14 protein-coding genes and 1 rRNA gene are annotated in these 25,092 nt (G+C 75.3%); 6 read left to right on the forward strand and 9 right to left on the reverse strand.

Features of this window, described 5'->3' with window-relative positions; translation table 11 throughout:
• The first annotated feature begins 172 nt into the window (after positions 1-172).
• Positions 173-289 (forward strand): 5S ribosomal RNA (gene rrf, locus BMZ16_RS12855).
• Between the two features lie 358 nt (positions 290-647).
• Here rrf and glgB read toward each other — a convergent pair.
• The 3 genes from glgB to BMZ16_RS12870 form a co-directional block, all read right to left on the reverse strand.
• The gene (gene glgB, locus BMZ16_RS12860; protein WP_089801159.1) at positions 648-2,852 is read right to left on the reverse strand and encodes a 1,4-alpha-glucan branching protein GlgB; all 2,205 of its coding nucleotides are present in this window, start codon (positions 2,850-2,852) and stop codon (positions 648-650) included.
• A 54-nt stretch (positions 2,853-2,906) separates the two neighbouring features.
• Positions 2,907-3,776: a LacI family DNA-binding transcriptional regulator gene (locus BMZ16_RS12865; protein WP_255366640.1), complete on the reverse strand. Its 870-nt coding sequence runs from the start codon at positions 3,774-3,776 to the stop codon at positions 2,907-2,909.
• 65 nt (positions 3,777-3,841) lie between these two features.
• Positions 3,842-6,388 (reverse strand): glycoside hydrolase family 2 protein, encoded by a 2,547-nt coding sequence (locus BMZ16_RS12870; protein ID WP_089801161.1) that lies wholly within the window; start codon positions 6,386-6,388, stop codon positions 3,842-3,844.
• A gap of 145 nt (positions 6,389-6,533) precedes the next feature.
• On the opposite strand from BMZ16_RS12870, the gene BMZ16_RS12875 reads away from it, so the two are divergent.
• Both BMZ16_RS12875 and BMZ16_RS12880 read left to right on the forward strand, forming a co-directional pair.
• Positions 6,534-8,738: an alpha-galactosidase gene (locus BMZ16_RS12875; RefSeq protein ID WP_089801163.1), complete on the forward strand. Its 2,205-nt coding sequence runs from the start codon at positions 6,534-6,536 to the stop codon at positions 8,736-8,738.
• A 161-nt stretch (positions 8,739-8,899) separates the two neighbouring features.
• On the forward strand, positions 8,900-10,141 hold the full coding sequence (locus BMZ16_RS12880) for an ROK family transcriptional regulator (RefSeq protein WP_089801165.1): 1,242 nt from the start codon (positions 8,900-8,902) through the stop codon (positions 10,139-10,141).
• Positions 10,142-10,152: 11 nt separating this feature from the next.
• Here BMZ16_RS12880 and BMZ16_RS12885 read toward each other — a convergent pair whose 3' ends face one another.
• The 3 genes from BMZ16_RS12885 to BMZ16_RS12895 form a co-directional block, all read right to left on the reverse strand.
• Positions 10,153-11,445, reverse strand: a complete 1,293-nt coding sequence (locus BMZ16_RS12885; protein WP_089801167.1) for a maltokinase N-terminal cap-like domain-containing protein — start codon at positions 11,443-11,445, stop codon at positions 10,153-10,155.
• Positions 11,442-13,232, reverse strand: coding sequence for a maltose alpha-D-glucosyltransferase (treS, locus tag BMZ16_RS12890; protein ID WP_255366641.1), 1,791 nt, complete (start codon positions 13,230-13,232; stop codon positions 11,442-11,444). Before treS ends, BMZ16_RS12885 begins: the two co-directional genes overlap by 4 nt.
• 104 nt (positions 13,233-13,336) lie before the next feature.
• Complete coding sequence (locus BMZ16_RS12895; protein ID WP_304441042.1) at positions 13,337-15,397, reverse strand: alpha-1,4-glucan--maltose-1-phosphate maltosyltransferase; 2,061 nt, start codon at positions 15,395-15,397, stop codon at positions 13,337-13,339.
• A gap of 238 nt (positions 15,398-15,635) precedes the next feature.
• Here BMZ16_RS12895 and glgP point away from each other — a divergent pair, with 238 nt between their 5' ends.
• Entirely contained in the window at positions 15,636-18,221 is a 2,586-nt protein-coding gene (gene glgP / locus BMZ16_RS12900; protein WP_089801169.1) for an alpha-glucan family phosphorylase, read from the forward strand.
• A 28-nt stretch (positions 18,222-18,249) separates the two neighbouring features.
• On the opposite strand, the gene BMZ16_RS12905 is transcribed toward glgP, so the two are convergent.
• Positions 18,250-19,902 carry an FAD-binding dehydrogenase gene (locus BMZ16_RS12905; protein WP_089801171.1) on the reverse strand — a complete coding sequence of 551 codons (1,653 nt, stop codon included), beginning with the start codon at positions 19,900-19,902 and terminating at the stop codon, positions 18,250-18,252.
• 31 nt (positions 19,903-19,933) lie between these two features.
• Positions 19,934-22,141, reverse strand: coding sequence for a glycogen debranching protein GlgX (gene glgX, locus BMZ16_RS12910; protein WP_089801172.1), 2,208 nt, complete (start codon positions 22,139-22,141; stop codon positions 19,934-19,936).
• A 101-nt stretch (positions 22,142-22,242) separates the two neighbouring features.
• Here glgX and BMZ16_RS12915 point away from each other — a divergent pair, with 101 nt between their 5' ends.
• Positions 22,243-23,037, forward strand: coding sequence for an electron transfer flavoprotein subunit beta/FixA family protein (locus tag BMZ16_RS12915; RefSeq protein WP_089801174.1), 795 nt, complete (start codon positions 22,243-22,245; stop codon positions 23,035-23,037).
• A gap of 48 nt (positions 23,038-23,085) precedes the next feature.
• The gene (locus tag BMZ16_RS12920; protein ID WP_089801176.1) at positions 23,086-24,066 is read left to right on the forward strand and encodes an electron transfer flavoprotein subunit alpha/FixB family protein; all 981 of its coding nucleotides are present in this window, start codon (positions 23,086-23,088) and stop codon (positions 24,064-24,066) included.
• Between the two features lie 27 nt (positions 24,067-24,093).
• Here BMZ16_RS12920 and BMZ16_RS12925 read toward each other — a convergent pair whose 3' ends face one another.
• Entirely contained in the window at positions 24,094-25,089 is a 996-nt protein-coding gene (locus tag BMZ16_RS12925) for a phosphotransferase family protein (protein ID WP_089801178.1), read from the reverse strand.
• Positions 25,090-25,092: the final 3 nt, after the last annotated feature.

The raw sequence follows: 25,092 nt of genomic DNA on the forward strand, positions 1-25,092 counted from the left end.
CCCAGCTAGACCACTGGGTAGATAGGCCGGATGTGGAAGGCAGGACTAACGACTGCCGCAGCTGACCGGTACTAATAAGCCGACAACTTGACTAACTTCATTCATTGCTACGCGTCCACTGTGCGGTTCCCGAGAAACCAACGGTTCATTCCCGTTGACATCTCGACAGAGTTACGGCGGTCATAGCGAAGGGGAAACGCCCGGTCCCATTCCGAACCCGGAAGCTAAGCCCTTCAGCGCCGATGGTACTGCACCCGCCAGGGTGTGGGAGAGTAGGACGCCGCCGGACAATCATTCAACGAAAGGCCCACCCCTGACCGGGGTGGGCCTTTCGTCGTTCCCGGATCCTGCGGCAACCGGCGGCCCGGCAGTCGACGTCGGCGGCGCGCAGGCGCGGTGCCAGCGCCCCTTGCGCTCCACCGGGGATGGTGGCCCGACGCAGGTCCGAGGCTCCCGCCCGGCGGTCACCACCGGGCTCACGCGGGCCCTCCAGACGCGCCCAGCCGCTGGCCGACCCCGTGACGAAGGGCCGGCGCGCACGGGAACCCGCAATCCGCGGAGACGGCCGTGCCTCCGCCGACAGGTCTCGGCGGGGGCACAGGAGCGTCCGTGCGGACATCCCGGCGCGTTCGGGGCCGGGGACCAGCTCAGGCGGTCGTCGGCGTCCCGTCCTCGTCGAGGACGAAGATCACGGCGCCGAGCGGAGGCACCCGGATCGAGGCCGACCACGCGCGTCCGTAGTGCTCGACCGGCTCGGCAGCGATCGCGCCCAGGTTGCCGACACCGGACCCGCCGTAGATCTGGGCGTCCGAGTTGAACGCCTCCCGCCACGTGCCTCCCGCGGGCAGCGGGACGCGCCACCCCTCGTGGGGAACGCCCGCGAAGTTGACGACCACGACCACCGGGGGAGCGTCCACGCCGTACCGGGCGTAGGCCAGCAGGTTGAGGTCGGCCTCGTCGGACGCCAGCCACGCGAAGCCGTCCGGGGTGTGGTCGAGCTGCCAGAGTGCGGGCGTCCGGCGGTAGACCTCGTTGAGGTCACGCAGGCTCCGCTGCACCCCACGGTGCGCGTCGTCGTCGAGGCTGTACCAGTCGAGGGAGCGGGACTCCGCCCACTCACCCTGCTGCGCGAACTCCTGGCCCATGAACAGCAGCTGCTTGCCCGGATGCGTCCACTGGTACGTGAGGAGGGCGCGGACGCCCGCGAGCTTCTGCCAGTGGTCGCCCGGCATGCGCCCGTAGAGCGAGCCCTTGCCGTGCACCACCTCGTCGTGGCTGATGGGCAGCACGAAGTGCTCGGAGTAGGCGTACACCATCGAGAACGTGATCTCGTGGTGGTGGTAACGGCGGTTGATCGGCTCCTCACGCAGGTAGCGCAAGGTGTCGTTCATCCAGCCCATGTTCCACTTCAGGCCGAAGCCCAGGCCCTGTGCGGACGTCGGCGCCGTGACGCCCGGCCACGCCGTCGACTCCTCGGCGATCATCATGATGCCGGGGGTGCGGCGGTACGCCGTCGCGTTGGTCTCCTGCAGGAACGAGATCGCCTCGAGATTCTCCCGGCCGCCGTACGCGTTGGGACGCCACTGGCCCGGCTGCCGCGAGTAGTCGAGGTAGAGCATCGACGCGACGGCGTCGACACGCAGGCCGTCGACGTGGAACTCCTCGAGCCAGTACGTCGCGTTCGCGACGAGGAAGTTGCGCACCTCGGGGCGTCCGAAGTTGAAGACGTACGTGCCCCAGTCCGGGTGCTCACCGAGCAGCGGGTCCGGGTGCTCGTACAGCGCCGTGCCGTCGAAGTGGGCGAGCGACCACTCGTCCTTCGGGAAGTGCGCGGGCACCCAGTCGACGATGACGCCGATGCCGGCGCGGTGCAGGCAGTCCACGAGGTACCGGAAGTCGTCGGGGTGCCCGAACCGCGCGGTGGGGGCGTAGTACGACGACACCTGGTAGCCCCACGAGCCGCCGAACGGGTGCTCCGCGACCGGCAGCATCTCGACGTGGGTGAAGCCCATCTCCAGCACGTACTCCGTGAGCTGGTGCGCCAGGTCCCGGTACGACAGGCCCTGGCGCCACGACCCGAGGTGGACCTCGTAGACGCTCATCGGACCCGCGTGCGGGTCGCGCTGCGCCCGGGCGGTCATCCACGAGTCGTCGGACCACGAGTACGAGGTCTCGACGACGACGGAGGCGGTGGCGGGCGGCACCTCGGTGCCCTTCGCCATCGGGTCCGCCTTCTGGCGCCACGACCCGTCCGCCCCGAGGATCTCGAACTTGTACCGGGCGCCGGCGTCGACGCCCGGCGCGTACAGCTCCCAGATGCCGCTGTCACCGAGCGAGCGCATGGCGTGGGTGGCGCCCTGCCAGTGGTTGAAGTCGCCGACGACACGCACCGCACGCGCGTTCGGCGCCCAGACGGCGAACGACGTGCCGCGGACCGGGCCGAGCTCGCCGTCGTAGGTGCGGACGTTGGCGCCCAGGACCTGCCAGAGCTGCTCGTGGCGGCCCTCGCGCACCAGGTAGCGGTCGAGCTCCTGCACCGTCGGGAGGAACCGGTACGGGTCGTCGACCACGGCCGTCCAGTCCGCGTAGGTGACCTCGAGGCGGTAGTCGGGCACGGTCGTGCCGGGCAGCAGGGCGTACCAGACGCCGTCCAGCTCGTGCTGCGCCTCGACGCGGGCGTCCGCCGTGACGACCACGACGCGGTCCGCGAGGGGGCGCAGCGTGCGGACCGTGACGGTGCCGTCGCCGACGTGCGGACCCAGGACCGCGTGGGGGTCGTAGAAGGAGCCCGCTGCCACGGCGCGCAGGGTGTCGTGGTCGACGGGCACGGGGGACGTCGCAGCCGCAGTCATGTCCCTACCCAACCACCCCGGAGGCGTCGCCGCAGGTGGTGAGGGGTCGCGTCGTCACCCGAGCGTCGGACCGTCGCTCCCCGCACGCACGCGCCGTGCCGTGCTGCCGCGCGCGACGAGGCGCGGCAGGGGAGCGGTCGACGTGGTCGGCCGCCCCGACGCCAGGAGGTCGAGCACGGCGTCCCCGACCTGGACGCCCATGGCGTGCACGTCGAGGCTCATCGCGGACAGCGGCGGGTGCGACAACCGGCACAGCGGCGAGTCGTCCCAGGCGAGCAGGGAGACGTCGGACGGCACCCCGAGCCCCAGCTCGTTCGCGACGCCCAGCCCGGCGACCGCCATCACGTCGTTGTCGTACACGACGGCCGACGGCGGGTCGTTGCGGCCCAGGAGAGCACGGGTCGCCCGGGTGCCGGACTCCTGGCCGTAGTCGGCCTCGACGACCGCGCCCCGTGCCCCGCGCCGGGCGCACTCGTCGAGGAACGCCTCCGTGCGCGAGCGCGTGTGTGCCAGAGCCGCCGGCCCGGACACCCGCCCGACCGTCCGGTGCCCCAGGCCGACCAGGTAGGCGACCGCGTCGCGCATGGCCTGGGCGTTGTCGATCCACACGTGGGCGACCCCGGGCAGCGACCGTTCCGGGCCCCCGACGACCACGGTCGGGATCCCGAGCTCGCCGAGCACCGCCAGGCGTGGGTCGTCGACGACGAGGTCGACCAGCACCACCGCGTCGACCAGGTCGCCCTGGCCCCAGCGGCGGTAGGCGGCGATCTCCGCGTGGTGGTCGGGGACGACGTGGAGCAGCAGCGAGCGGTCGTCCGACGAGAGCGTCTCCTCGATGCCGCCGATCAGCTCCATGAAGAACGGCTCGAACCCCAGCATCCGCGCGGGACGCGCGAGCACCAACCCGATCGCGTCTGCGCCCACGGCGGTCAGCGTACCGGCCGGCCCTGTCCCGGGGCGGTCCGTGACACTCCGGGCGCGTGGTGCGGTCACGCCCCCGGTGCGCGGGTCGCCACCACGACGTCGTTCGCGCTGCGCAGCACCGGTGCGGCGACGAGCGCGGCGGGGTCCAGGGTGGCGGCCGTGCGGACGCGGAACGTCGCGCGGGCGCCGGCCGGCAACGTCACCAGCGCCTCGTCGACGCTCGCGGCGGGGTCCAGGCGGTCGACCAGCAGCGTGAGGTCACGCACGAGCGAGCGCGCCGTCACCTCGACCGCGTACCCGTCCTGCACGGGGTGCACGCGCGCGTCGAACGGTGCCGGGTCGAGGGCGAGGTCGACGTCCTCGACCCAGGTGTGCACGGCGCGACGGCGGTCGAGCGACACGACCAGGACCTCGGCCGACGGATCGTCCGGCGTCCGCAGGTCGGCCGCGACGGGGAAGGTGCCCACGGACCACGCGCCGACGGTCAGCGGCACCTCCGCGCGGGCCAGCACGTCGCCGCCGAGGGTCTGACGCTCCAGCACGGCCGTCGCCTTCCACAGGACCGGGGTGTCGTTGACGACGACGAGGGACTCGCGGCCGTCGCGCGGCTGCACGGTCACCAGGCGTTCGGCGAACGCCGCACGCAGCGCCCACCACAAGGGCTTGGGGCGTCCGTCACCGTCGACCGCCGCCCACGACGTCACGGGCCAGCAGTCGTTGAGCTGCCACACGACGGACCCGGCGGTGACGGGCCACCAGGAACGGTGGTGCTCGATCGCGAACCGCACCGCCCGTGCCTGGTTGAGCTGACCGGCCCACAGCCAGTCGTCCAGGTCGGACGGGACACCCAGGTGCGGTGCCATGCCACGGTCGAGCTTGCCGTTGCCGTCCTCGGCCTTCTGGTGCAGCAGGAAGGTGGGGTGCTCCTTGCCGGCCACCGAGCCGTCCTCGGCGCGGACGGCGCGCTGCAGCGTCGCCCACGTCGGCGGGCCCTGGAACCCGAACTCCGAGCAGAACCGGGGGACCTCGTCGCGGTACACCGTGTAGTCGACCCGGTTCCAGACGTCCCACTGGTGGTGGGAGCCGTGGTCCGGGTCGTTGGGGTGCACGTCGCGGATGTCGTAGCCGGGGGAGGTGGGGCTGTTCGCGACGTACGGTCGGGTCGGGTCGAGCTCGGCCACCACGGCCGGCAGCACGTCCGTCGTGTACGCGTACCCCCAGGTGCGTCCGTCGAGCTCGGGCTCCCAGCCCCAGTCGCGGAACCCCCACAGGTTCTCGTTGCCGCCGTTCCACAGCACCAGCGACGGGTGCGGCGTCAGGCGGGCGACGTGCTCACGGGCCTCGGCCTCGACCTCCTCGCGCAGCGGCGACTCCTCGGGGTACGCGGCGCACGCGAGCAGGAAGTCCTGCCAGACCAGCAGCCCGCGCTCGTCGCACAGCTCGTAGAAGTCCTCGGACTCGTAGATCCCGCCGCCCCAGACGCGCAGCAGGTTGAGGTGGGCACCCAGCGCCTGGTCGAGCCGTCCGGCGAGCCGGTCGCGCGTGATGCGCGTCAGCAGGTGGTCGTCGGGGATCCAGTTGGCGCCGCGGACGAACACCGCGCGCCCGTTGACCCGCAGGGTGAACCCCGCCCCGTGGTCGTCGGGGAGGGTGTCGAGCTCGACGGTGCGGAACCCGATGCGGCGGGACCACGCGCCGAGGAGCGGGCCGGTGCCCCGGGGGCCCGCGGGGGCCGCGGGGTCGCCGGCCCTCAGCTCGACGCGCAGGTCGTGCAGCGGCTGGGCGCCGTGGCCGACGGGCCACCACAGCGGGGCGTGCGGCACCTCGAGGCGCACGGTGCCGGTGGTGGCGCCGGTACGGACCTCGGCGACGCCCTCGGCGCCGGCCACGTGCGCCGTCACGACCAGCGGCACCTCGCCGCCCGCGAGCCCCGACCGCTCGACGTCGACCACGACCTCGACGACGCCCGTGCCGTCGGGCTCCACGGTGACCAGCGGGCGTACGCCGGCCAGCCGCGCGACGCGCCACCGCTGGACGCGTACGGGGCGCCACAGGCCGGCCGTCTGCAGGTCGGGTCCCCAGTCCCAGCCGAAGGAGCAGGCCATCTTGCGGACCATGTTGAACGGCTGCGCGTACGCCATGGGCCGGGGTCCCAGCCGCGCGGCCTCCGCCTCGGCGTACGTGAGCGCGGCCGTCAGGTCCACCCGCAGCACCTGCGGCCCCGGGCGCAGGTGGTCGCGCAGGTCGACCCGGTAGGTGCGGTGCTGGTTGGCCGTGCGCGCCAGGACGGCGTCGCCCAGGCGCACGGTGGCGACGGTGTCGACGCCCTCGAGGACCAGGTCGACCCGCTCGTCGGCGGCGGCCGGCGCGACGTCGAGCGGCCGGGCGTACGACCAGTCCACCCGCTTCATCCAGGCGACCTCGAGCTCGTTGCGGTCGACGTACGGGTCGGGGACGAGGCCGGCTGCGAGGAGGTCGGTGTGCGTCGTGCCGGGCACGCGGGCGGGGACCCCGGACCCGAGCCGGGCGGCGAGCGTGGCCGGCAGCCCGGAGGGCAGCGTGGCGGGGTCGGCCGTGAGGGTCCAGCCCTCGGCGAGGACGTCGTCGGTCATGTGCGGGCTCCCGGTCCGGCGCTCCGGTGGCCGCGCGTCGGCGCGCGGCAGGTCGACGTCGACCGGGGAGCCGGACCCATTGTTAGGCAACTGAAATAAGTAAGTCAACGACATAGGGTGGGCGCGATCACAACGGAGGTGAGCGGTGCCACAGCGTCCCGACGACGAGACGACCCCGACGACGAACCACCCGGGGGGCGGGCAGCCACCCGGACGACCCGACGAGCTGCTGCACCTGCGCGCCGCGGGCGTCAGCCTCGTGCTCGACCTCGCCGGCCTGCCGCGCGTGCTGCACTGGGGCGCCGATCTCGGCCCCCTCGACGCCGACGCGCTCGCGGACCTGCGGCTCGCCGGGCGCCCGGCACTCATGGGCTTCCCCGTGGACGGCGGCGTGGTGCCCGGCGTCCTGCCGCTGCAGGCGGACGGCTGGCTCGGCACCCCGGGCCTGACCGGCTCGCGCGCCGGCCGCGCCTGGTCACCGGACTTCCACGTCGGGATCCCGCAGCTGACCCGCTCGGGCGACGGCGGTGCCGTGCTCGTGGTGCCCGCCACCGACCCGGCCACCGCGCTGGAGCTCGAGCTCGTGCTCGAGCTCACACCGCAAGGTCTCGTCCGCCAGCGCGCCACGCTGACCAACACGGGGGACGACGTCTACGAGCTCGGCGGGCTGCTGCTCACCCTGCCGGTGCCGGTCCGCGCGACCACGCTGCTCGACTTCGGCGGGCACTGGGCGCGCGAGCGGTCACCGATCCGCACGGAGTTCACGCACGGCACCCGGCTGCGCGAGAACCGCCGCGGACGCACCGGGTTCGACACCCCGTACGTCCTCGTCGCCGGGACCGAGGACCTGGCGCACCGCCGCGGCGAGGCGTGGGGCTGGCACGTCGCCTGGTCCGGGAACCACCGCAGCCTCGCGGAGCGCACGCACTACCACCCCGGTCTGCTGGGCGGCGGCGAGCTGCTGGCACCCGGCGAGGTCCGGCTGCAGCCCGGCCAGTCCTCCACGAGCCCGTGGGTCTACGGCGCGTACGGCGAGCAGGGGCTGGACTCCCTCGCCTCGCGGTTCCACACCTGGCTCCGCGCCCGCCCGCAGCACCCCCGCAGCCCGCGCCCGGTCACGCTCAACACGTGGGAGGCCGTCTACTTCCAGCACGACCTCGGTCGGCTCGTCGAGCTGGCGGACGCGGCGGCAGCCGTCGGGGCGGAGCGCTTCGTCCTGGACGACGGGTGGTTCGGCTCGCGCCGCGACGACCACCGGGGACTCGGCGACTGGTACGTGTCCGACGAGGTGTGGCCCGACGGGCTGCACCCGCTCATCGAGCACGTGACCGGGCTGGGGATGCAGTTCGGGCTCTGGGTCGAGCCGGAGATGGTCAACCCCGACTCCGACCTCGCGCGCGCCCACCCCGACTGGATGCTGCGCCTGCCCGACCGTCTGCCCGGCGCCGCGCGGTGGCAGCAGGTGCTCGACCTCGCGCGCCCCGAGGTGTTCGACCACATCCTCGGGCGGCTCGACGCGCTGCTGAGCGAGCACGACATCGCGTACCTCAAGTGGGACCACAACCGCGACCTCGTCGACGCCGGCCACGGACCCGACGGCGTGCCCGGCGTGCACGGGCAGACGCTGGCCGTCTACCGGCTCCTCGACGCGCTGCGCGCGCGCCACCCGCGCGTCGAGATCGAGTCGTGCTCCTCCGGCGGTGCCCGGGTCGACCTGGAGATCCTCCAGCGCACCGACCGGGTCTGGGGGTCCGACTGCATCGACGCGCTCGAGCGCCGCGCCATCCAGCCGTGGACCAACCTGCTCATCCCGCTGGAGCTCATCGGTGCGCACATCGGCTCCGGGACGGCCCACAGCACGGGCCGCAGCGCGACGCTCGGCTTCCGGGCCGGCACCGCGCTGTTCGGCCACCTGGGCATCGAGTGGGACCTGCGGGAGGCCGACGACGCGCAGCGCGCGGAGCTGGCGGCCTGGGTCGCGCTGTACAAGGACGTGCGCGGCCTGCTGCACACCGGGGTCAGCGTGCACGCCGACCTGCCGGACCCGGCGTTCGAGGTGCACGGGGTGGTCGCCCAGGACGGTTCCGACGCCCTGTTCGCCGTCGCCGCGGTGGCGTCGTCCGCGCAGATGCCGGCGAACGCCGTGCCGCTGCCCGGCCTCGACCCCGACGCGACGTACCACGTGCGGCCCCAGGCGCCGGGCGACGCCATCACCCACGGCTGGAAGGCCCCGTGGTGGACGCCGCAGGGCGTCCGCGCGACGGGCCGGGTCCTCGAGCAGGTCGGGGTGCGGGCCCCTCACCTCTCGCCGGAGCGCCTCGTCCTGGTGCGCGCCACCCGCGTGGACTGACCGGGCCGGGTGCACCGGCGCGCGGGGTCGCGCGCCGGTGCCCCGCCAGCGGCGTGGGCTCACCCGGACGCCGCGGCCCCGCCGTCGCTCGCAGGCGCCGAGGGGTGGCTAGGCTCGGTCAGGTCGCAGTCCGGCGGCCGCACGGCGACGGGAGCAGGAGTGTGAACGCAGGCACGCCCGGCCCCCGCACCGGCAGTCGCAGCGCGATCCTCGACGTCATCCGCGCGGCCGGCACCATCAGCCGCGTCGAGCTGACGCGCGCCACCGGCCTGACGGCCGCGACGGTCTCGACCGTCGTCCGGCGCCTCCTCGACGAGGGTCTGGTGGTCGAGGCCGGCCGCGCCGAGTCCACCGGCGGCAAGCCCCGGATGCTGCTGCAGCTCGACCCCGACGCGGGCTACGCCGTCGGCGTCCACCTGGACCACGCCGGCATCACGTACGTGATCGCGAACCTCGGCGGCCAGGTCGTGGCGCGGTGGCGGCGCCCGGGTGCCGGGTCCGACGACCCGCGGGACGTGGTCGGGCGCATCGCGGCCGAGGTCGCGGCCACCACCGCGCGCGTCGGCGTGGACGGGGACCGGCTGCTCGGCGTCGGCGTCGTGTCGCCCGGTCCGCTGTCGACCACCACCGGCATGACGCTGGCGCCGCCCGTCATGCAGCACTGGGCCGACTTCCCGCTGGCCCACGCGATCGAGGACGCGGTCGGGCTGCCCGTCCTGCTCGACAACGACGCGACGGCCGCCGCGCTGGGGGAGTACTGGTCCGGCGGTGTGCCCACCGGGGCGGTGTGCGCCGCGCTGTACATGGGCACGGGCATCGGGGCGGGGATCATCGTCGACGGGACGGTGTACCGCGGCCGGTCGTCGAACACGGGCGAGATCGGGCACGTGTGCGTCGACGTCGACGGGCCGCCGTGCTGGTGCGGCTCGCGCGGGTGCATCGAGGTGCTCGCCGGGCCTGCCGCCGTGGTGGCGCGGGCCACCGAGGCCGGCATCGCGCTGCCGGGTCGCAGCGTGCCCGAGGACTTCGCGGCCCTGGCCCGGGCGGCGGCACGCGGCGAGGAGGAGCCCGCGCGGCTGCTGCGGGAGTCGGCCCGGTACCTGGCCGCTGCCGCGCAGGTGCTCGCCAACGTGCTCGACCTCGACCTGCTGGTCCTCACGGGGGCGTCGTTCGCCCAGGCCGGTTCGCTCTACCTGCCGGTCGTCCAGCAGCGCCTCGCCGACGGGTTCTTCGCCCGTGCCACGCACCCGGTGCGCGTCACGATCTCCTCGCAGGCGTCCGAGGCCGCCGCCCTGGGCGGTGCCGCGCTGGTGCTGCAGGCGGAGCTGGCTCCCCGGCAGGCGGGGCTGCGGATGGTCGTCGACACGATGACCGAGCTGCCCGCGGGCTCCGGCGTCGCCTGACGCCGTCGCCGTCAGCCGAGCAGGCGGTCCAGCCCGGCCTCGGGGATCGGCGCCCAGGTGGGGCGGTTGCGCGCCTCGTACACGGCCTCGTAGAGCGTCTTGTCGAGCTCGAGCGCGCGCAGCAGCAGCGTGCTGGTCGGGTCGTCCGTCACGCCGTAGCCCGCGAGCAGGGCCGCCCGGGCGTCCGCGGTCCACGCGGCCGCGGGTGCGCCGCTCAGGCCCCCGACCGCCGCGGCGTAGTCGAACGACCGCAGCAGGCCTGCGACGTCCCGCAGCGCGAGGTCCGGCAGGACGCGGGCGGCCAACGGCGCCAGCGGCTCACCCTCGAAGTCGATGACGAACCAGCGGCCCGCCGAGCGCAGCACCTGCCCCAGGTGCAGGTCGCCGTGCACACGCTGCCGCGCCGGCGTCGCGGGCAGGGCGGCCACCTCCGCGGCCACGGCCGCGACCGCCGGCTCCCGGTCGGCGAGCGACGGCACGGCATCGACGGCCCACGCGAACCGCTCGCGCAGGGACCGCGCCAGCGCCTCCCCGCCGGCGGGGTCGGGATCCGCCCCGAACGCCCGCACCAGCGCCGCGTGCATCCCCGCGACGGTCGTGCCCAGCTCCGTCGCCGGACCGCCGAACGCTCGCCCCTCGGACGCCCACGCGCACGCCAGCTCGAACCCGTCCTGCGCACCCGGCACGAACGCGCTCAGGACACCCAGGTAGCCGACCACGGGGTCGCCGTCCGGACCGGGCCACCGCGCCTGCGACCACGCCAGAGGGGCCGGGACACCGTCCCACCCCGCCTCCACCAGCCGCCGCGGCACGTCGATGTCCGGGTTCTCGCCCGCGGCGACCGCGCGCAGCACCTTGAGCATCCCCACCGGGGTGCCGTCCGGCGCGGGCAGCACGACCGAGGTGTTCGACTGCTCGCCGGTCACCACCCGCGCGCCCGTCACGTCGACCTCGGCCCCCGGCCCGTCCGCCCCCGCGAGCCAGGCCCGCAGGAACCGGGCGTCCCCCGTCGCGTCCAGCACCGTCCGGCCGCCGACCTCCCCGACGACCGAGGCGCGGTCGGTCCCGACGGGCGCCGCCCCGGGCAGCAGCACCAGCGGGACCTGCAGCAGCACGTCCCGGCCGGCCGCGTCGACCCGCACGAGCAGGACCCGCACGTCGTCGGCCAGATGCACCGCACCCACCGGAGACAGCCGCGCGGCGGACCCCTTCGCGGGGTACCAGCGGCGGTGCGGCAGCCACGCGTGCAGCAGCCCCACCAGCTCGTGGTCGACGTCGTCGGGGGCACGTGCGTCGAGGATCACGGCGCCGTCAGCTCCAGCCAGTAGAACTCGCGCGACCCGAGAGTGAACGTGAGGGTCCCGTCGTCGCGCACGTCGGGGAAGTGCGACCCGCCGAACACGTCGCGGGCGGACCAGCCGGTGTGCTCGGGGAGCGTCACCGTCGCCGCGCGGGCCGTCGCCGCCAGGTTGGCCACCACGAGGATCGTCTCGTCCTCCGTGCGGCGCAGGAACGTCAGCACCGCCTCGTTGTCGCAGGACACGACGTCGAACGTGCCGAGACCCAGCGCACGGTGCTGCCGGCGGACCGCCAGCATGCCGTGCACCCAGTGCAGCAGGGACGTCGGCTGCGCCAGCTGCGACTCCACGTTGACGTTGCCGTAGTGGTAGACGAGCGACTGCACCAGCGGCAGGTAGAGCTTGCCGGGGTCCGCGGTGGAGAACCCGGCGTTGCGGTCCGGCGTCCACTGCATCGGCGTGCGCACCGCGTCACGGTCCGCGAGCCAGATGTTGTCACCCATGCCGATCTCGTCGCCGTAGTACAGGCACGGGCTGCCCGGCAGCGACAGCAGCAGCGCGTGCGCCAGCTCGATCTCCTTGCGGGAGTTGTCGAGCAGCGGCGCGAGCCGGCGGCGGATGCCGATGTTGGCGCGCATCCGCGAGTCCGGTGCGTACCAGCCGTACATCGACGCGCGCTCCTCGGTGGAGACCATCTCGAGCGTCAGCTCGTCGTGGTTGCGCAGGAACGTGCTCCACTGCCCGCTCGCCGGGATCGGCGGGGTGTCCGCGAGGATGTCGACGATCTGGGTGGCCCGCTGGTCGCGCAGCGCGTAGTAGATGCGCGGCATGACGGGGAAGTGGAAGCACATGTGGCACTCCGGCTCCTCGTCGGTGCCGAAGTAGTGCACCACGTCCTCGGGCCACTGGTTCGCCTCGGCCAGCATGATGCGGCCCGGGAACTCCTCGTCGATCATCCGGCGGACCTTGCGCAGGAACTCGTGCGTCTCCGGCAGGTTCTCGCAGTTGGTGCCCTCGGCCTCGAAGAGGTACGGCACGGCGTCCAGGCGGAAGCCGTCCACCCCGAGGTGCAGCCAGAACCGCGCGACGTCCATCATCGCGTCGACCACGCGCGGGTTCTCGAAGTTCAGGTCCGGCTGGTGGCTGAAGAACCGGTGCCAGAAGTACTGGCGCCGCACGGGGTCGAACGTCCAGTTCGACGTCTCGGTGTCCACGAAGATGATGCGGGCGTCGTGGTAGCGGGTGTTGTCGTCGCTCCACACGTAGAAGTCCCCGTACGGGCCGTCCGGGTCGGAGCGGGAGGCCTGGAACCACGGGTGCTGGTCGCTGGTGTGGTTCATCACCAGGTCGACGACGATCCGCATGCCGCGCCGGTGGCACTCGATGACGAGCATGCGGAAGTCGTCGAGCGTCCCGTACTGCGGGGCCACCGCGGTGTAGTCCGACACGTCGTACCCGCCGTCGCGCATGGGCGAGGGGTAGAACGGCGGCAGCCACAGGCAGTCGACGCCCAGCCACTGCAGGTAGTCGAGACGCTGGATGAGGCCGGGCAGGTCACCGCTGCCGTTGCCCGAGGAGTCCGCGAACGTGCGCAGCATGACCTCGTAGAACACGGCGGTGCGGTACCACTCGGGGTCGGTGTCGCGCCCGCCGGACGGCAGCGGCGTCGGCACGTCGGGCTGCCGGCGACCGGGCAGCCCGGACAGGGCGATCGCCGCGGTCGTCGGGGGCGGCTCGCGGTGGACCGGGACCGCGTCGGGGGACGGCACGGAGCCCGGGGGCGGGGTGCCCACCGGCGGCTCCGTCGACCGCGTCGGGGTGCCGAGCACCGGGGTCCGGGGCGCGCGCGGATCGCCCGACGCGGAGGCGGCACCCTCCGGGGGCGGGAGCACGGGCCTCATCGTGCCTCGTGCGGGTGCTCGAGGTGGACCACGTGCGCGACGCTCACCATCGGGTCGAGCCGGACGTAGACCTGGTCGGACCAGGCGTACGTCTCGCCGGACAGCGCGTCGTGCGCGGCCACCGGCCGGTCCGCGGGGAGGCCGAAGGCGCTCAGGTCCAGGTACGCCACGCCCTCGCGGGCGTTGTGCGGGTCGATGTTCACGACCACGACCACGGTGTCCGGCCGGCCCGTGGGCGAGTGGGCGGCGTCGAGGTGGCGCGAGAAGCACACGAGCGCGTCGTCGGTCGTCGGGTGCACCCGCACGTTGCGCAGCTGCTGCAGCGCCGGGTGCGCGCGCCGGATCTCGTTGAGCCGCCCCAGGAGCAGGGCGATCCCGAGGTCGTCGGCACGGGCCCAGTCCCGCGGCCGGAACTCGTACTTCTCGTTGTCGATCTGCTCCTCCACCCCGGGCCGGGGCACGTTCTCGACCAGCTCGTAGCCGGAGTACACGCCCCAGGTGGGCGACCCCGTCGCCGCCAGCACGGCGCGCACGGCGAAGCCGGGGACCCCGCCGTGCTGCAGGTACGGCGGCAGGATGTCGTGCGTCGTCGGCCAGAAGCTCGGGCGCAGCCAGGCGGCCTCCTCGCCGCCGACCCGGGCGAGGTACTCCTCGAGCTCCGCCTTGGTGTTGCGCCAGGTGAAGTACGTGTACGACTGGTGGAAGCCGATCTTGGCCAGCGTCAGCATCATCGCCGGGCGGGTGAACGCCTCGGACAGGAAGATCACCTCGGGGTGCGAGGCCCGGACGTCCGCCAGCAGCCGCTGCCAGAACGACAGGGGCTTGGTGTGCGGGTTGTCGACGCGGAACGCCGTCACCCCGTGGTCGATCCACACCTGCACGACCCGGCGGACCTCGGCGTAGATCCCCTCGGGGTCGTTGTCGAAGTTCAGGGGGTAGATGTCCTGGTACTTCTTCGGCGGGTTCTCCGCGTAGGCGATCGTGCCGTCGGCCCGCGTGGTGAACCACTCCGGGTGCTCCGTGACCCACGGGTGGTCCGGCGAGGCCTGCAGCGCGAGGTCGAGCGCGACCTCCAGCCCCAGCGAGCGGGCCCGCGCGACGAAGGCGGTGAAGTCGTCGAACGTCCCGAGCGTCGGCTCGATGGCGTCGTGCCCGCCGTCCGGGGAGCCGATGGCGTAGGGCGAGCCCGGGTCGCCGGGCAGCGCGGCCAGGGCGTTGTTCCGGCCCTTGCGGTACGTGGTGCCGATGGGGTGGATCGGGGTCAGGTACACGACGTCGAAGCCCATCGCGGCGATGCGCGGCAGCTGGTTGGCGGCCGTGCGCAGCGTCCCGGACGTCCACCGCTGGGTGGTCTCGTCGTACGTCGCGCCGTGGGACCGCGGGAACATCTCGTACCACGAGCCGGTGAGCGCCAGGCGGCGGTGCACGACCAGGGGGTAGGCCCGCGACCGCGTGACCAGGTCGCGCAGCGGCGCGCGGTCGAGCACCTCACGGACCTCGGGCGCCAGCGCCGCGGCGAGCCGCGCGAGCGGGGGACGGGACGTGTCGCGCAGCCCGGCGACCGCGTCGAGGAGGACGCGGGCGTCGCGCGGGCGCATCGCGTCCTCGCCGGTGCGGCCGGCGGCGCGCAGCAGCACGAGCTCGCCCTCGGTGAGCATGAGCTCGACGTCGATGCCCGCCTCGACCTTGATCGCGGCGTCGTGCGCCCACGTGCCGTACGGGTCGGACCAGCCCTCGACGCGGAAGGACCACTCGCCCTCGACGTCCGGGACCAGGCGGGCCTCGTACCGGTCGAGGCCGGGCGCGATGTCGACCATGCGCGCCGAGGAGTGGACCGAGCCGTCGGGCCGCAGCAGCACCGCCGTCGCACCGAGCGCGTCGTGGCCCTCACGGATCACGGTCGCCCGCACGGGCACCGCCTCGCCCACCACCGCCTTCGCGGGGAAGCGTCCCTCCTCGGCGACGGGGTAGACGTCGAGCACCGGGATGCGACCCACGGGCACCACGGGCACGGGGGCGTCCGTGGCCGGGGTCACGGTGGGCTGCGGCGGCAGCACGGGGGCGACGGCACGTGCGGGGCCGGGGGATGTGGCCGGTGACGTGCGACGAGAACGGCGGGGAGTCGTCACGGTCCCGAACCTATCCGTCCTGCAGGGGTGGCGGCATCCGGTGGGCGGCGCGTCGCGTGCCCGCCGCGCCGCGGGACGCCGTCGGCGGTCCGGCAGCCGGACGCTCGTCCGGGTCGGACGTCCAGGACGGGCTGTGCGATCCGTCCGTTCTGCGTAGTCTGCGCGCGTGAGAGCCATCCGCCGGTTCACCGTCCGCACCCTCCTGCCTGCACCGTTGGCCGAGCTCGAGGAGCTCGCGCACGACCTGCGGTGGTCCTGGCACCCGCCGACGCGTGCCGTCCTCGCCGACGTCGACCCGGTGGCCTGGTCCCGCGTGGGCGGGGACCCCGCCGCCCTGCTCGACGCGCTCGACCCCGAGCGGGTCGCCGCCGCCGCCGCGGACCCCGCGCTGGTGGCGCGCGTCCGGGCCGCGGCGGCGGACCTGCGGGCGTACCGCACGGGACCGCGGTGGTACCAGCGCCAGGGCGGGGCCGCGCTGCCCGCCGCCGTCGCGTGGTTCCCGCCCGGCCCCGACGACGCCCCCCGGGCCGCCGCCGCCGCCCCCGGGCCCCACGGCCTGGAGGCCCTCGCGGACGACCACGTGCGCGCGGCGTCCGACCTGGGCGTCCCGCTGGTCGCCGTCGGGCTCGTCGACGACCAGCGGCGCCCGACGGCCCACGGCACCCGGGACCTCGGTCCCGGCGCGCCCCCGTCGCCCACGGAGGACGGCGGCGCCGCGCCGCTGCTGCGGGAGCCCGACGGGACCCCGGTCGTCGTGCAGGTGGCAACACCCGGGAGCGCGCTGCGCGCCCGCGTCCGCGTCGCCCGTGCCGGTCGCGTCCCGCTGCTGCTCCTCGACCCCGTGGAGCCGGGGACCCCGACGGCCGGGGGACGGGCCACGGCGGGACCCGCCGCCGAGCGGTCCGCCGCCGTGCGTCGGCTCGAGCGGGCCCTGCTGCGGGGGGTCGGCGGGCTGCAGGCGGTGCGTGCCCACGCGCGTCTCACCGGTGCGCCGCAGCCCGAGGTGGTGCACGCCGGCGGCGCGCACGCCGGGTTCGTCGGGCTGGAGCGGGTGCGTGAGCTCGTCGCCGCCGGCGCGACGTACGACGCCGCGCTCGAGCTGGTCCGGGCGACGTCCGTCCTCGCCGTGCAGGTGCCCGGCCCGGCGACGGTGCTCGACGGCGCGCTGGTGGCCGAGCACCTCGCGGCGCTCGACCCCGCCGGCGACCTGCCCACGACCGACGTCCTGGCGCTGGGCGCGCGGGCCGGGGGCGAGGCCGACGCGCCCGTCGACACCGCCGTCCTCGCGCTGCGCCTGGCCGACCGGGCGAGCGGCGACTCCCGCCGTCACGGCCGCACGTGCCGCGAGGCGTACGCCGACCTGTGGCCCGGCTTCGACCCCCAGGAGGTCCCGATCGGCTCGGTCACCGCCGGCGTGCACGCGCCCACGTGGGTCGCGCCCGAGGTCACGGACCTGGGCGCGCGCCGGATGAGCGCGCGCGACCTGGCCACCGGCGCGGGGTGGGACGTCGGCGGGCCCGTCGACGACGCCGACCTCTGGGAGCTGCGTCGTCGGCTGCGTGCGCGACTCGACGACCTGCTCCCGGGCGGGGCGGACGGGCCGCGCCCGTCGGCGCCGGGTACCGTCCCCGCCGAGCCGCTGACCGTGGGCGTGGTGCACCGGCCGTCGTCGGGCGGCGCACCCCTGGACCTGCTCCTCGACGACCCGGACCGCCTGGCCGCGCTGCTGCTCGACGCGGCCCGTCCCGTGCGCCTGGTCGTCGCCGCCGGGCCGGGCGGCGTCCCCGCCGCGCTCGGTGCGCTCGCGGACCGGCCGGACCTCGACGGCCGGCTCGTCGTCCTCACCGACGCCTCGTCCGACCTGCTGCGAGCGCTCCACGCCGGCTGCGACGTGTGGCTCGACACGCCCGTGGACCCGTCGGGTGCGAGCACCGCGTCGGGGATGCGCGCGGCGCTCAACGGCGTCCTCACCCTCGCCGTGCGCGACGGCTGGTGGGACGAGTGGTACGACGGCGAGGACGGCTGGGCGCTGCCGCGGCCCGCGCCCGAGGACGGCGACGAGGGCACGGCGCAGCGCGCCGCGGTCCTGCACGACGTCCTCGCGGAGCAGGTGGTGACCTGCTTCCACGAGCGGGACGGCGACGGGCTGCCGCGCCGCTGGCTGGCGGCGGTCCGCCGCACGCTCGTCACCCTCGCGCCCAAGGTGCAGGCGACGCGCATGGTCGCGGACCACGTCGCGCACCTCTACGCGCCGGCCGCCGCGGCGGGCGCCGCCCTGGCGGCCGACGACCTCGCCGGCGCCGTCGCGCTCGCGGGCTGGCGGTCGCGGGTGCGGTCCGCGTGGCCGGGGGTCGCCGTCGCCGACGTCGAGGTCACGGGCGCCGGCACGCCACCGCGGGTCGGTGACGTGCTGCACGTCCGGGCGTCGGTCACGCTCGGCGGCCTGCTGCCCGACGACGTCGCGGTCCAGGTGGTGCACGGCCCCGTGGGCCCGGACGACGAGATCACGGACCTGCACGTCGCGGCCCTCGTGCAGGCGGCCCCCGCCGCCGACGCGCCGGACGCCGTCGACGCGCCGGACGCCGACGCGGGCACCGGCGGCGTCGGCCGGACCGAGGGCGGCCGGTACGCGTACGTCGGGGAGGTCGGGCTGACGCGCGCCGGACCGTTCGGGTGGACCGTGCGGGTGGTGCCCCGGCACGACGCGCTCACCTCGGTGGCCGCGACGGGGCTGGTGGCGACCGCGGGCTGACGGGCGCGGGTCGGCGGGGCGGTCGTGCTCAGGCGGCCGCGAGGGCGCGCCCCGTGGTGCGGCCGGTGAACAGGCAGCCGCCGAGGAACGTCCCCTCCAGGGCACGGTGGCCGTGGACGCCACCGCCGCCGAAGCCCGCGGCCTCACCCACCGCCCACAGCCCCGGCAACACCTCCCCGTCGGGGCGCAGCACGCGGCCCTCGAGGTCCGTGGCGAGCCCGCCGAGGGTCTTGCGGGTCAGGACCGACAGCCGCACGGCGTACAGCGGGCCGTGCGCCGGGTCCAGCAGGCGGTGCGGCGGCGCGACCCGCACGGCCCGGTCGACGACGTACCGCCGGGCGGTCGCGGTCGCGACGACCTGCAGGTCCTTGCCCAGGCCCGTCGCCACCTGGGCGTCGCGCGCCGCGATGGTGCCGGCGAGCGCGTCCGGGTCGATGCGGTCGGTACCCGTCAGCGCGTTCATGCCCGCCGCGAGGCCCGCCGGGGTGGTCGCCGTGACGAACTCCGGCGACCGTCGCGCGAACGCCTCGACCGGGCCGACCGCCCCCGCGCGCACGCGCTGCAGCAGGAGCCGGACGTCACGCCCGGTGAGGTCCGGGTTCTGCTCGGACCCGGACAGTGCGAGCTCCTTGCCGAGGATCGTGCGGTCGAGCACGAACCACGAGTGGTCGTGCCCGTGCGACGTGAGGTGGGTCAGCGTCCCCAGGGAGTCGAACCCGGGGAACAGCGGGGGCGGCAGCCGTCGGCCGTCGGCGTCCAGCCACAGCGAGCTGGGTCCCGGCAGGATCCGGATGCCGTGCGCCGTCCACACCGGGGAGTGGTTGGCGACGCCCTCCGGGTAGTGCCACATGCGCCCGGCGTGGGCCACGTGCGCGCCGGCGGCGCGGGCCGCCGCGATCCCGGAGCCGTCCACGTGGTCGGGCACGCCGGAGAGCAGGCGCCCCGGAAGGGGGCCCGCCGTGGCGGGCCACGTGGCGCGCACCAGGTCGTGGGCGGCGCCGATGCCCCCGGTCGCCACGACGACCGCAGGGGCGGCGACCTCGAACGGCCGCAGCACGTCGCGCGACGACGGCGCGCCGCGGGCCACCCGGTCGGGCACCAGGACGTCCCCGCGGACCCCGGTCACGCGGCCGTCCGTCGTGGTCAGCGCGGTGACCCGGTGCCGGAACCGCACCTCGACGAGCCCGTCGCGGTGCCCGTCCAGCAGGGTCCGGACGAACGGCTCGAGGACCGCGGGACCGGTCCCCCAGGTGACGTGGAACCGCGGCACGGAGTTGCCGTGGCCGTCGGCCAGGTACCCGCCGCGCTCGGCCCACTGCACCAGCGGGAACCAGCGCACGCCCTGGCCGTGCAGCCACGACCGCATCCTCCCGGCGGCGAACTCGACGAACGCCTCCGCCCAGGCCCGCCCCCAGCGGTCGGACCCGTCGTCGGCGAACGCCGCGGAGCCGAGCCAGTCCGCGAGCGCCAGCTCGGGGCTGTCGCGCACGCCCAGACGCCGCTGCTCGGGGGAGTCGACCAGGAACAGCCCGCCGAACGACCACCACGCCTGCCCGCCGAGGGACGCCGGCGGCTCCGCGTCCAGCAGGAGCACGCGCCGCCCGGCACGCAGCAGCTCGGCGGTGGTGACCAGGCCTGCGAGCCCGGCACCGACGACCACGACGTCGTGGGGGTGCGTCATGCGGGCACGCTACCGCTGCCGGGGGTCGGCGTCAGGGGCGGACGTACACCCGCATGCTCAGCGGCTCGACCGTCGTCACGGTGCCCCCCGGTTGGTGCAGGCCGCCGGAGATCGCCGCGGTCGACACCTCGGACGGGTGCTCCCACACGGAGTCCCACGCGAGCCGCCACGGCCGGTCGTCACCCGCGACGAGCTGCACCTCCACGGCGTCGAGCGCCCCGTTCACGACGAGCAGCACCTGGTCGTCGTGGGGCTCCGGCGCGACCCGGGCCATCTGGAAGGTGCGGACGCCCGCGTCGTGCCACCGGGCGTGGTCGAACTCGACGCCGTCGGCGCCGTACCAGGCCAGGTCCGGCGGCCCGCCGGGGACCCACGGGCGCCCGGAGTAGAACGTCCGGGTGCGCAGGGCCGGGTGGTTGTGCCGCAGGGCCACGAGGTGCCGGGTCGTCGCGAGCAGCGACGTCCGCCACGGCGCCAGGTCCCAGTCGACCCAGGAGACCTCGTTGTCCTGGCAGTACGCGTTGTTGTTGCCCCGCTGGGTGCGGCCCATCTCGTCGCCGGCGGTGATCATGGGCGTGCCCGCGGACAGCACGAGCGTGGCGAACAGGTTGCGCAGCGACCGGCGGCGCAGCGGGGCGATGTCGGCCGCGGGGGAGTCGCGCTGCACGGGGCCCTCGACGCCGTGGTTCCACGACCGGTTGTCGTCCGAGCCGTCGCGGTTCTGCTCCCCGTTGGCGGAGTTGTGCTTGTGCTCGTAGGCGACGAGGTCCGCCAGGGTGAAGCCGTCGTGCGCCGTCACGTAGTTCACCGACGCGCGGGGGCCGCGGGCGAGGCCGGGCGACCCCCCGCCGAACAGGTCGACCGACCCCGACAGGCGCGTGGCGAGCTCGCGCACCCGGTGCCCGGGCAGCCCGTGCGCGGCGCGGCCGGGGTCGGCGAGCCAGAACGAGCGCACCGCGTTGCGGAACCGGTCGTTCCACTCCGCGAAGGGCGGCGGGAACTGCCCGGTCCGCCAGCCGCCGGGGCCGACGTCCCAGGGCTCCGCGACGAGCTTGAGCCCGGCGAGCCGCGGGTCCGTCGCGGCCGCCACGTACGTCGCGTGGTCGGCGCGGAAGCCGTCGGTGCTCCGGCCGAGCGTGACGGCGAGGTCGAACCGGAACCCGTCGACGCCGACGACGTCCGCCCAGTACCGCAGCGAGTCCAGGGTCTGGTGGACCACGCCCGTGCGGCGGAAGTCCAGGGAGTTGCCGGTCCCCGTCACGTCGGCCGGCGTGGCCGGCACCGCGCCGCCGTGCGCGTAGTAGTAGGCGTTGTCGAGGCCGCGCCAGGAGAGGTGCTGCCCGTCCGTGCCGCCCTCGCAGGTGTGGTTGTAGACGACGTCGAGCAGCACCTCGAGCCCGGCCTCGTGCAGCGCGTGGACCGTCGCGCGCAGCTCCGCGAGCACGGCCGCCGGGCCTGCGGCGCGGGCCGCCGCGGTGGCGTACGCCGCGTGCGGGGCGAAGAACCCGAGCGTCGAGTAGCCCCAGTAGTTGGTCAGGCCCTTGGCCACCAGGTGCGGCTCGGACGTGAACGCGTGGATCGGCAGCAGCTCGAGGGCGGTGACGCCCAGCCCGAGGAGGTGGTCGATGACGGCGGGGTGCGCGAGGCCCGCGTACGTGCCGCGCAGCTCCTCCGGCAGCGCGGGGTGCAGCCGGGTCAGGCCCTTGGTGTGCGCCTCGTAGACGACCGTGCGCGACCACGGCGTCCAGGGCCGGTTGGCCGCCGGGTCGGGCCCGGGCAGCGCGCGCGTGTCGACGACCACGCCGTGCGGCACGTGCCCGGCCGAGTCGCGGGGGTCGGGCGGACCGTACGGGTTGCCCGTCAGGTCGCTCGCCACGACGTGCCCGTACGTCTCCGGGCCGTGGCCCAGGTCGCCCACGAGGCCCCGGGCGTACGGGTCGACCAGCAGCTTGGCGGGGTTGTACCGCAGCCCGTAGGCGGGCTCCCACGGGCCGTGCGCGCGCAGGCCGTAGCGCTGCCCGGGCCGGACGCCCGGCACCGACGCCGCCCAGTGGCCCAGCCGCGGGCCCGACAGCGGCACGCGGCGCTCCGTCGGGGCGTCCAGCGGGCCGTCGAGCAGGCACAGCTCGACCGCGGTGGCGTGGGGAGCGAGGACGGCCACGTCGACGCCCGTGTCGGTGACGTGGACGCCGAGGCGGTACGGCCCGTGCGCTCGGCCGGTCGTCGTGGGGTCGGTCACCCCCACATCGTGCCAGCAGCGCGATCCGGTCCGTGTCGGGCGCGTTTCCAGCAGGCGACACGGACCGGGCCCCGGGGTCGGCGGGAGGTAACGTTCGGGGGGTGAGGATCGTCGTCTGCGTGAAGTTCGTCCCCGACATCCAGTCCGACCGGCAGCTCGGTCCCGACGGGCGCGTCGTGCGCGACGGCGGTGACGGCACCCTCAACGAGCTCGACGAGAACGCCGTCGAGGCCGCGCTCACGCTGGCCGAGGAGCACGACGGCGAGGTCGTCGTGGTCACCGTCGGCCCGGACGACGCCGTCGACGCGGTCCGCAAGGGCCTGCAGATGGGCGCCGACGAGGCGGTGCACGTGCTGGACGACGACGTGGCCGGCTCGGACGCGATCGGGACCGCGACGGTCCTGGCCGCCGCGGTGCGCCACCTGGCCGCGGACTCCCCGGTCGACCTGGTCGTCACCGGCATGGCGGGGCTCGACGGCCTGACGTCGCTGCTCCCGGCCGCGCTGGCCGAGCAGCTGGACCTGCCCGCGCTGCCCCTGGCGTCGGCGCTGACCGTGGACCCGCAGGCGCGGACCGTGACGGTCACGCGCCGCCTCGACCACGCCACCGAGACGCTGCAGGCGCCGCTGCCGGCCCTGGTGTCGGTCACCGACGGCATCAACGAGCCGCGCTACCCGAACTTCAAGGGGATCATGGCGGCCCGCAAGAAGCCCGTCACCACCCTCACCCTCGCCGACCTGGGCGTCGACCCCGCCACCGTCGGCACCGCGGGCGCCCGCACGCAGGTGCTCGAGGCGGCGCCCCGCCCGCCGCGGGAGGACCGTGTGCTCGTCACCGACACCGGCGACGCCGGCACCCGGCTGGCCGCCTGGCTCGTCGAGCGCAAGCTCGTCTGACGCCGGCCCGCCCCACCCCCGTCACCCCGTACCACCCGGAGGACCGCCGTGACCGCCACCCCCGTGCTCGTCCTGCTCGACCACGCCGCCGACGGCACGCTGCGCCCGCCGGTGCGCGAGCTGCTGACCCTCGCGCGGGAGCTCGCCGGTGACGGCGGTGTGCAGGGCGTGTGGGCGGGTGCCGAGGACGTCGCCGGGGCGCTGCCCGTGCTCGCCGCGCAGGGCGTGAGCACGGTGCACCGTCTGGTGACCGACGCCGACGTCCACCTCTCGGCGGTGCTGGCCGACGGCCTGGAGGCCGCGCTCGCGACGTCGGACGCCGCGGTGCTGCTGCTCGTCTCCTCCTTCGAGAACAAGGAGGCGGCGGCGCGGGTGGCCGTGCGCACCGGCGCGGGCGTCGTCACGGACGCCGACGGCGTCACGCTCGAGGACGGGCGCGTCGTCGCGCACAAGACCGTGCTGGCCGGCACGTGGACCACGCGGTGCGCCGTGACCACGCCCCGCGCGGTGGTCACCGTCAAGGCCAACTCGGTGACCGCGCAGGACGCAGCGGTCCCGGCCACGCCGGCCGTCGTCGACCTGCCGGTCGACGTGCGCCCGGGGTCGACCCGCGTGCACCTCGTCGAGCGCACCGAGCACGCCGACTCCGGTCGCCCGGACCTGGGCTCCGCGCACGTCGTGGTGGTCGGGGGACGCGGCACCGAAGGTGACTTCTCGGTGGTCGAGGAGCTGGCCGACGTGCTCGGGGGTGCCGTGGGCGCCACCCGCGTCGCCACCGACGAGGGCTGGATCGCGCACGACGCGCAGATCGGCCAGACGGGGGTGACCGTGTCGCCGCGCCTCTACATCGGCGCCGGCGTCTCCGGGGCCGTCCACCACCGCGGCGGCATGCAGGCGTCCGGGACGATCGTCGCGGTGAACAACGACCCCGACGCGCCGATCTTCGAGATCGCCGACTTCGGCGTCGTCGGCGACCTGTTCACGGTGCTGCCGCAGGCGGCGGCGGAGCTGCGGCGCCTGCAGGGCTGAGCGCGCCGGCGGGTCGCGCCGGGCGGGTCAGCTGAGGTCGCGCAGCCAGCGCAGCGTGGCGCCCGCCTGCGCGGCCTGGAAGGCCCGCAGGTTGGGGATGCCCGTCGGTGACGGCAGCGCGGACGACCACGCGAAGTACCCCGCCAGGCCGGCGAGGGCCGCCCGCAGGTCGTCGGCCCCGACGCCCTGAGCGGCCTGGCTGCTCGCGAACAGCGCGGCGGGGTCGTCCCCGGCGCCCCCCTGCAGCATGACGCTCGGCAGCATGAACGCGAGGTCGATCCACGGCGCCCCGACGCACGCGTGCGGCCAGTCGATGAGCCACACGCGGTCGTGGCCGTCCTCGACCATGAGGTTGTCGGCCCGCAGGTCCCCGTGCACCAGGGAGTCGCCGGCGCACACCCGCAGGGCGTCCTGCTCCCACGCGACCAGCTCGTCGAGGTGGTCCAGCGCCCAGCGGCCCGGCTCCTCGAGCAGCTCGGCGACGTGCTCGCGCTGCTGCGGCGTGCCGCGCAGCATCGAGCGCCACCCCGTGAAGTCCTCGGCCAGCAGGTCGTCCGCGCGGGGCAGGTCGTGGCCGGGCGCCGGGGTGCAGCGCGCCAGGTCGTCGAGCGTCCGGAGCACCAGCGCGAGGTCGTCCGAGCGCCACGGCAGCTCGGGGGACCGCCCGTGCACCGCGTCGAAGCCGAGCAGGACCCAGTGGCCGTCGTCGTCCCACCAGCGCAGCGCGGGCGCGGGCACCTCGGGGGGCAGCGCGCGGGCGGCGCGGATCTCGGCCCGCGCGAGGTCGGGCGAGTGCGGGTTCTGCTCCGCGGAGACGGCCTTGACGAAGACGGCGCGACCGTCGGTGAGCTCGAGGACGGCGCAGAACCCGGGGGAGAACCCGCTCGTGGCGGACATCTCGGCGGTCACGCGGGCGCCGGCCAGCGTCTCGATGCGCTCGCGCACCGCACGGGGCAGGTCGCGCCAGTCCAGCCGCTGGCCGCCGAAGGCGAGCGGCAGCGCCATGACGTCGTCGGCACTCACCCC

Origin of the sequence: Cellulomonas sp. KH9 (assembly GCF_900114185.1) — a bacterium.
GTDB lineage: Bacteria > Actinomycetota > Actinomycetes > Actinomycetales > Cellulomonadaceae > Cellulomonas.

Bases quoted from the DNA above. Each gene is read 5' to 3' on its own strand.
- BMZ16_RS12905 (WP_089801171.1), bottom strand. From the start codon at position 19,902: ATGACGCACCCCCACGACGTCGTGGTCGTCGGTGCCGGGCTCGCAGGC.
- BMZ16_RS12870 (WP_089801161.1), bottom strand. From the start codon at position 6,388: ATGACCGACGACGTCCTCGCCGAGGGCTGGACCCTCACGGCCGACCCC.
- glgB (WP_089801159.1), bottom strand. From the start codon at position 2,852: ATGACTGCGGCTGCGACGTCCCCCGTGCCCGTCGACCACGACACCCTG.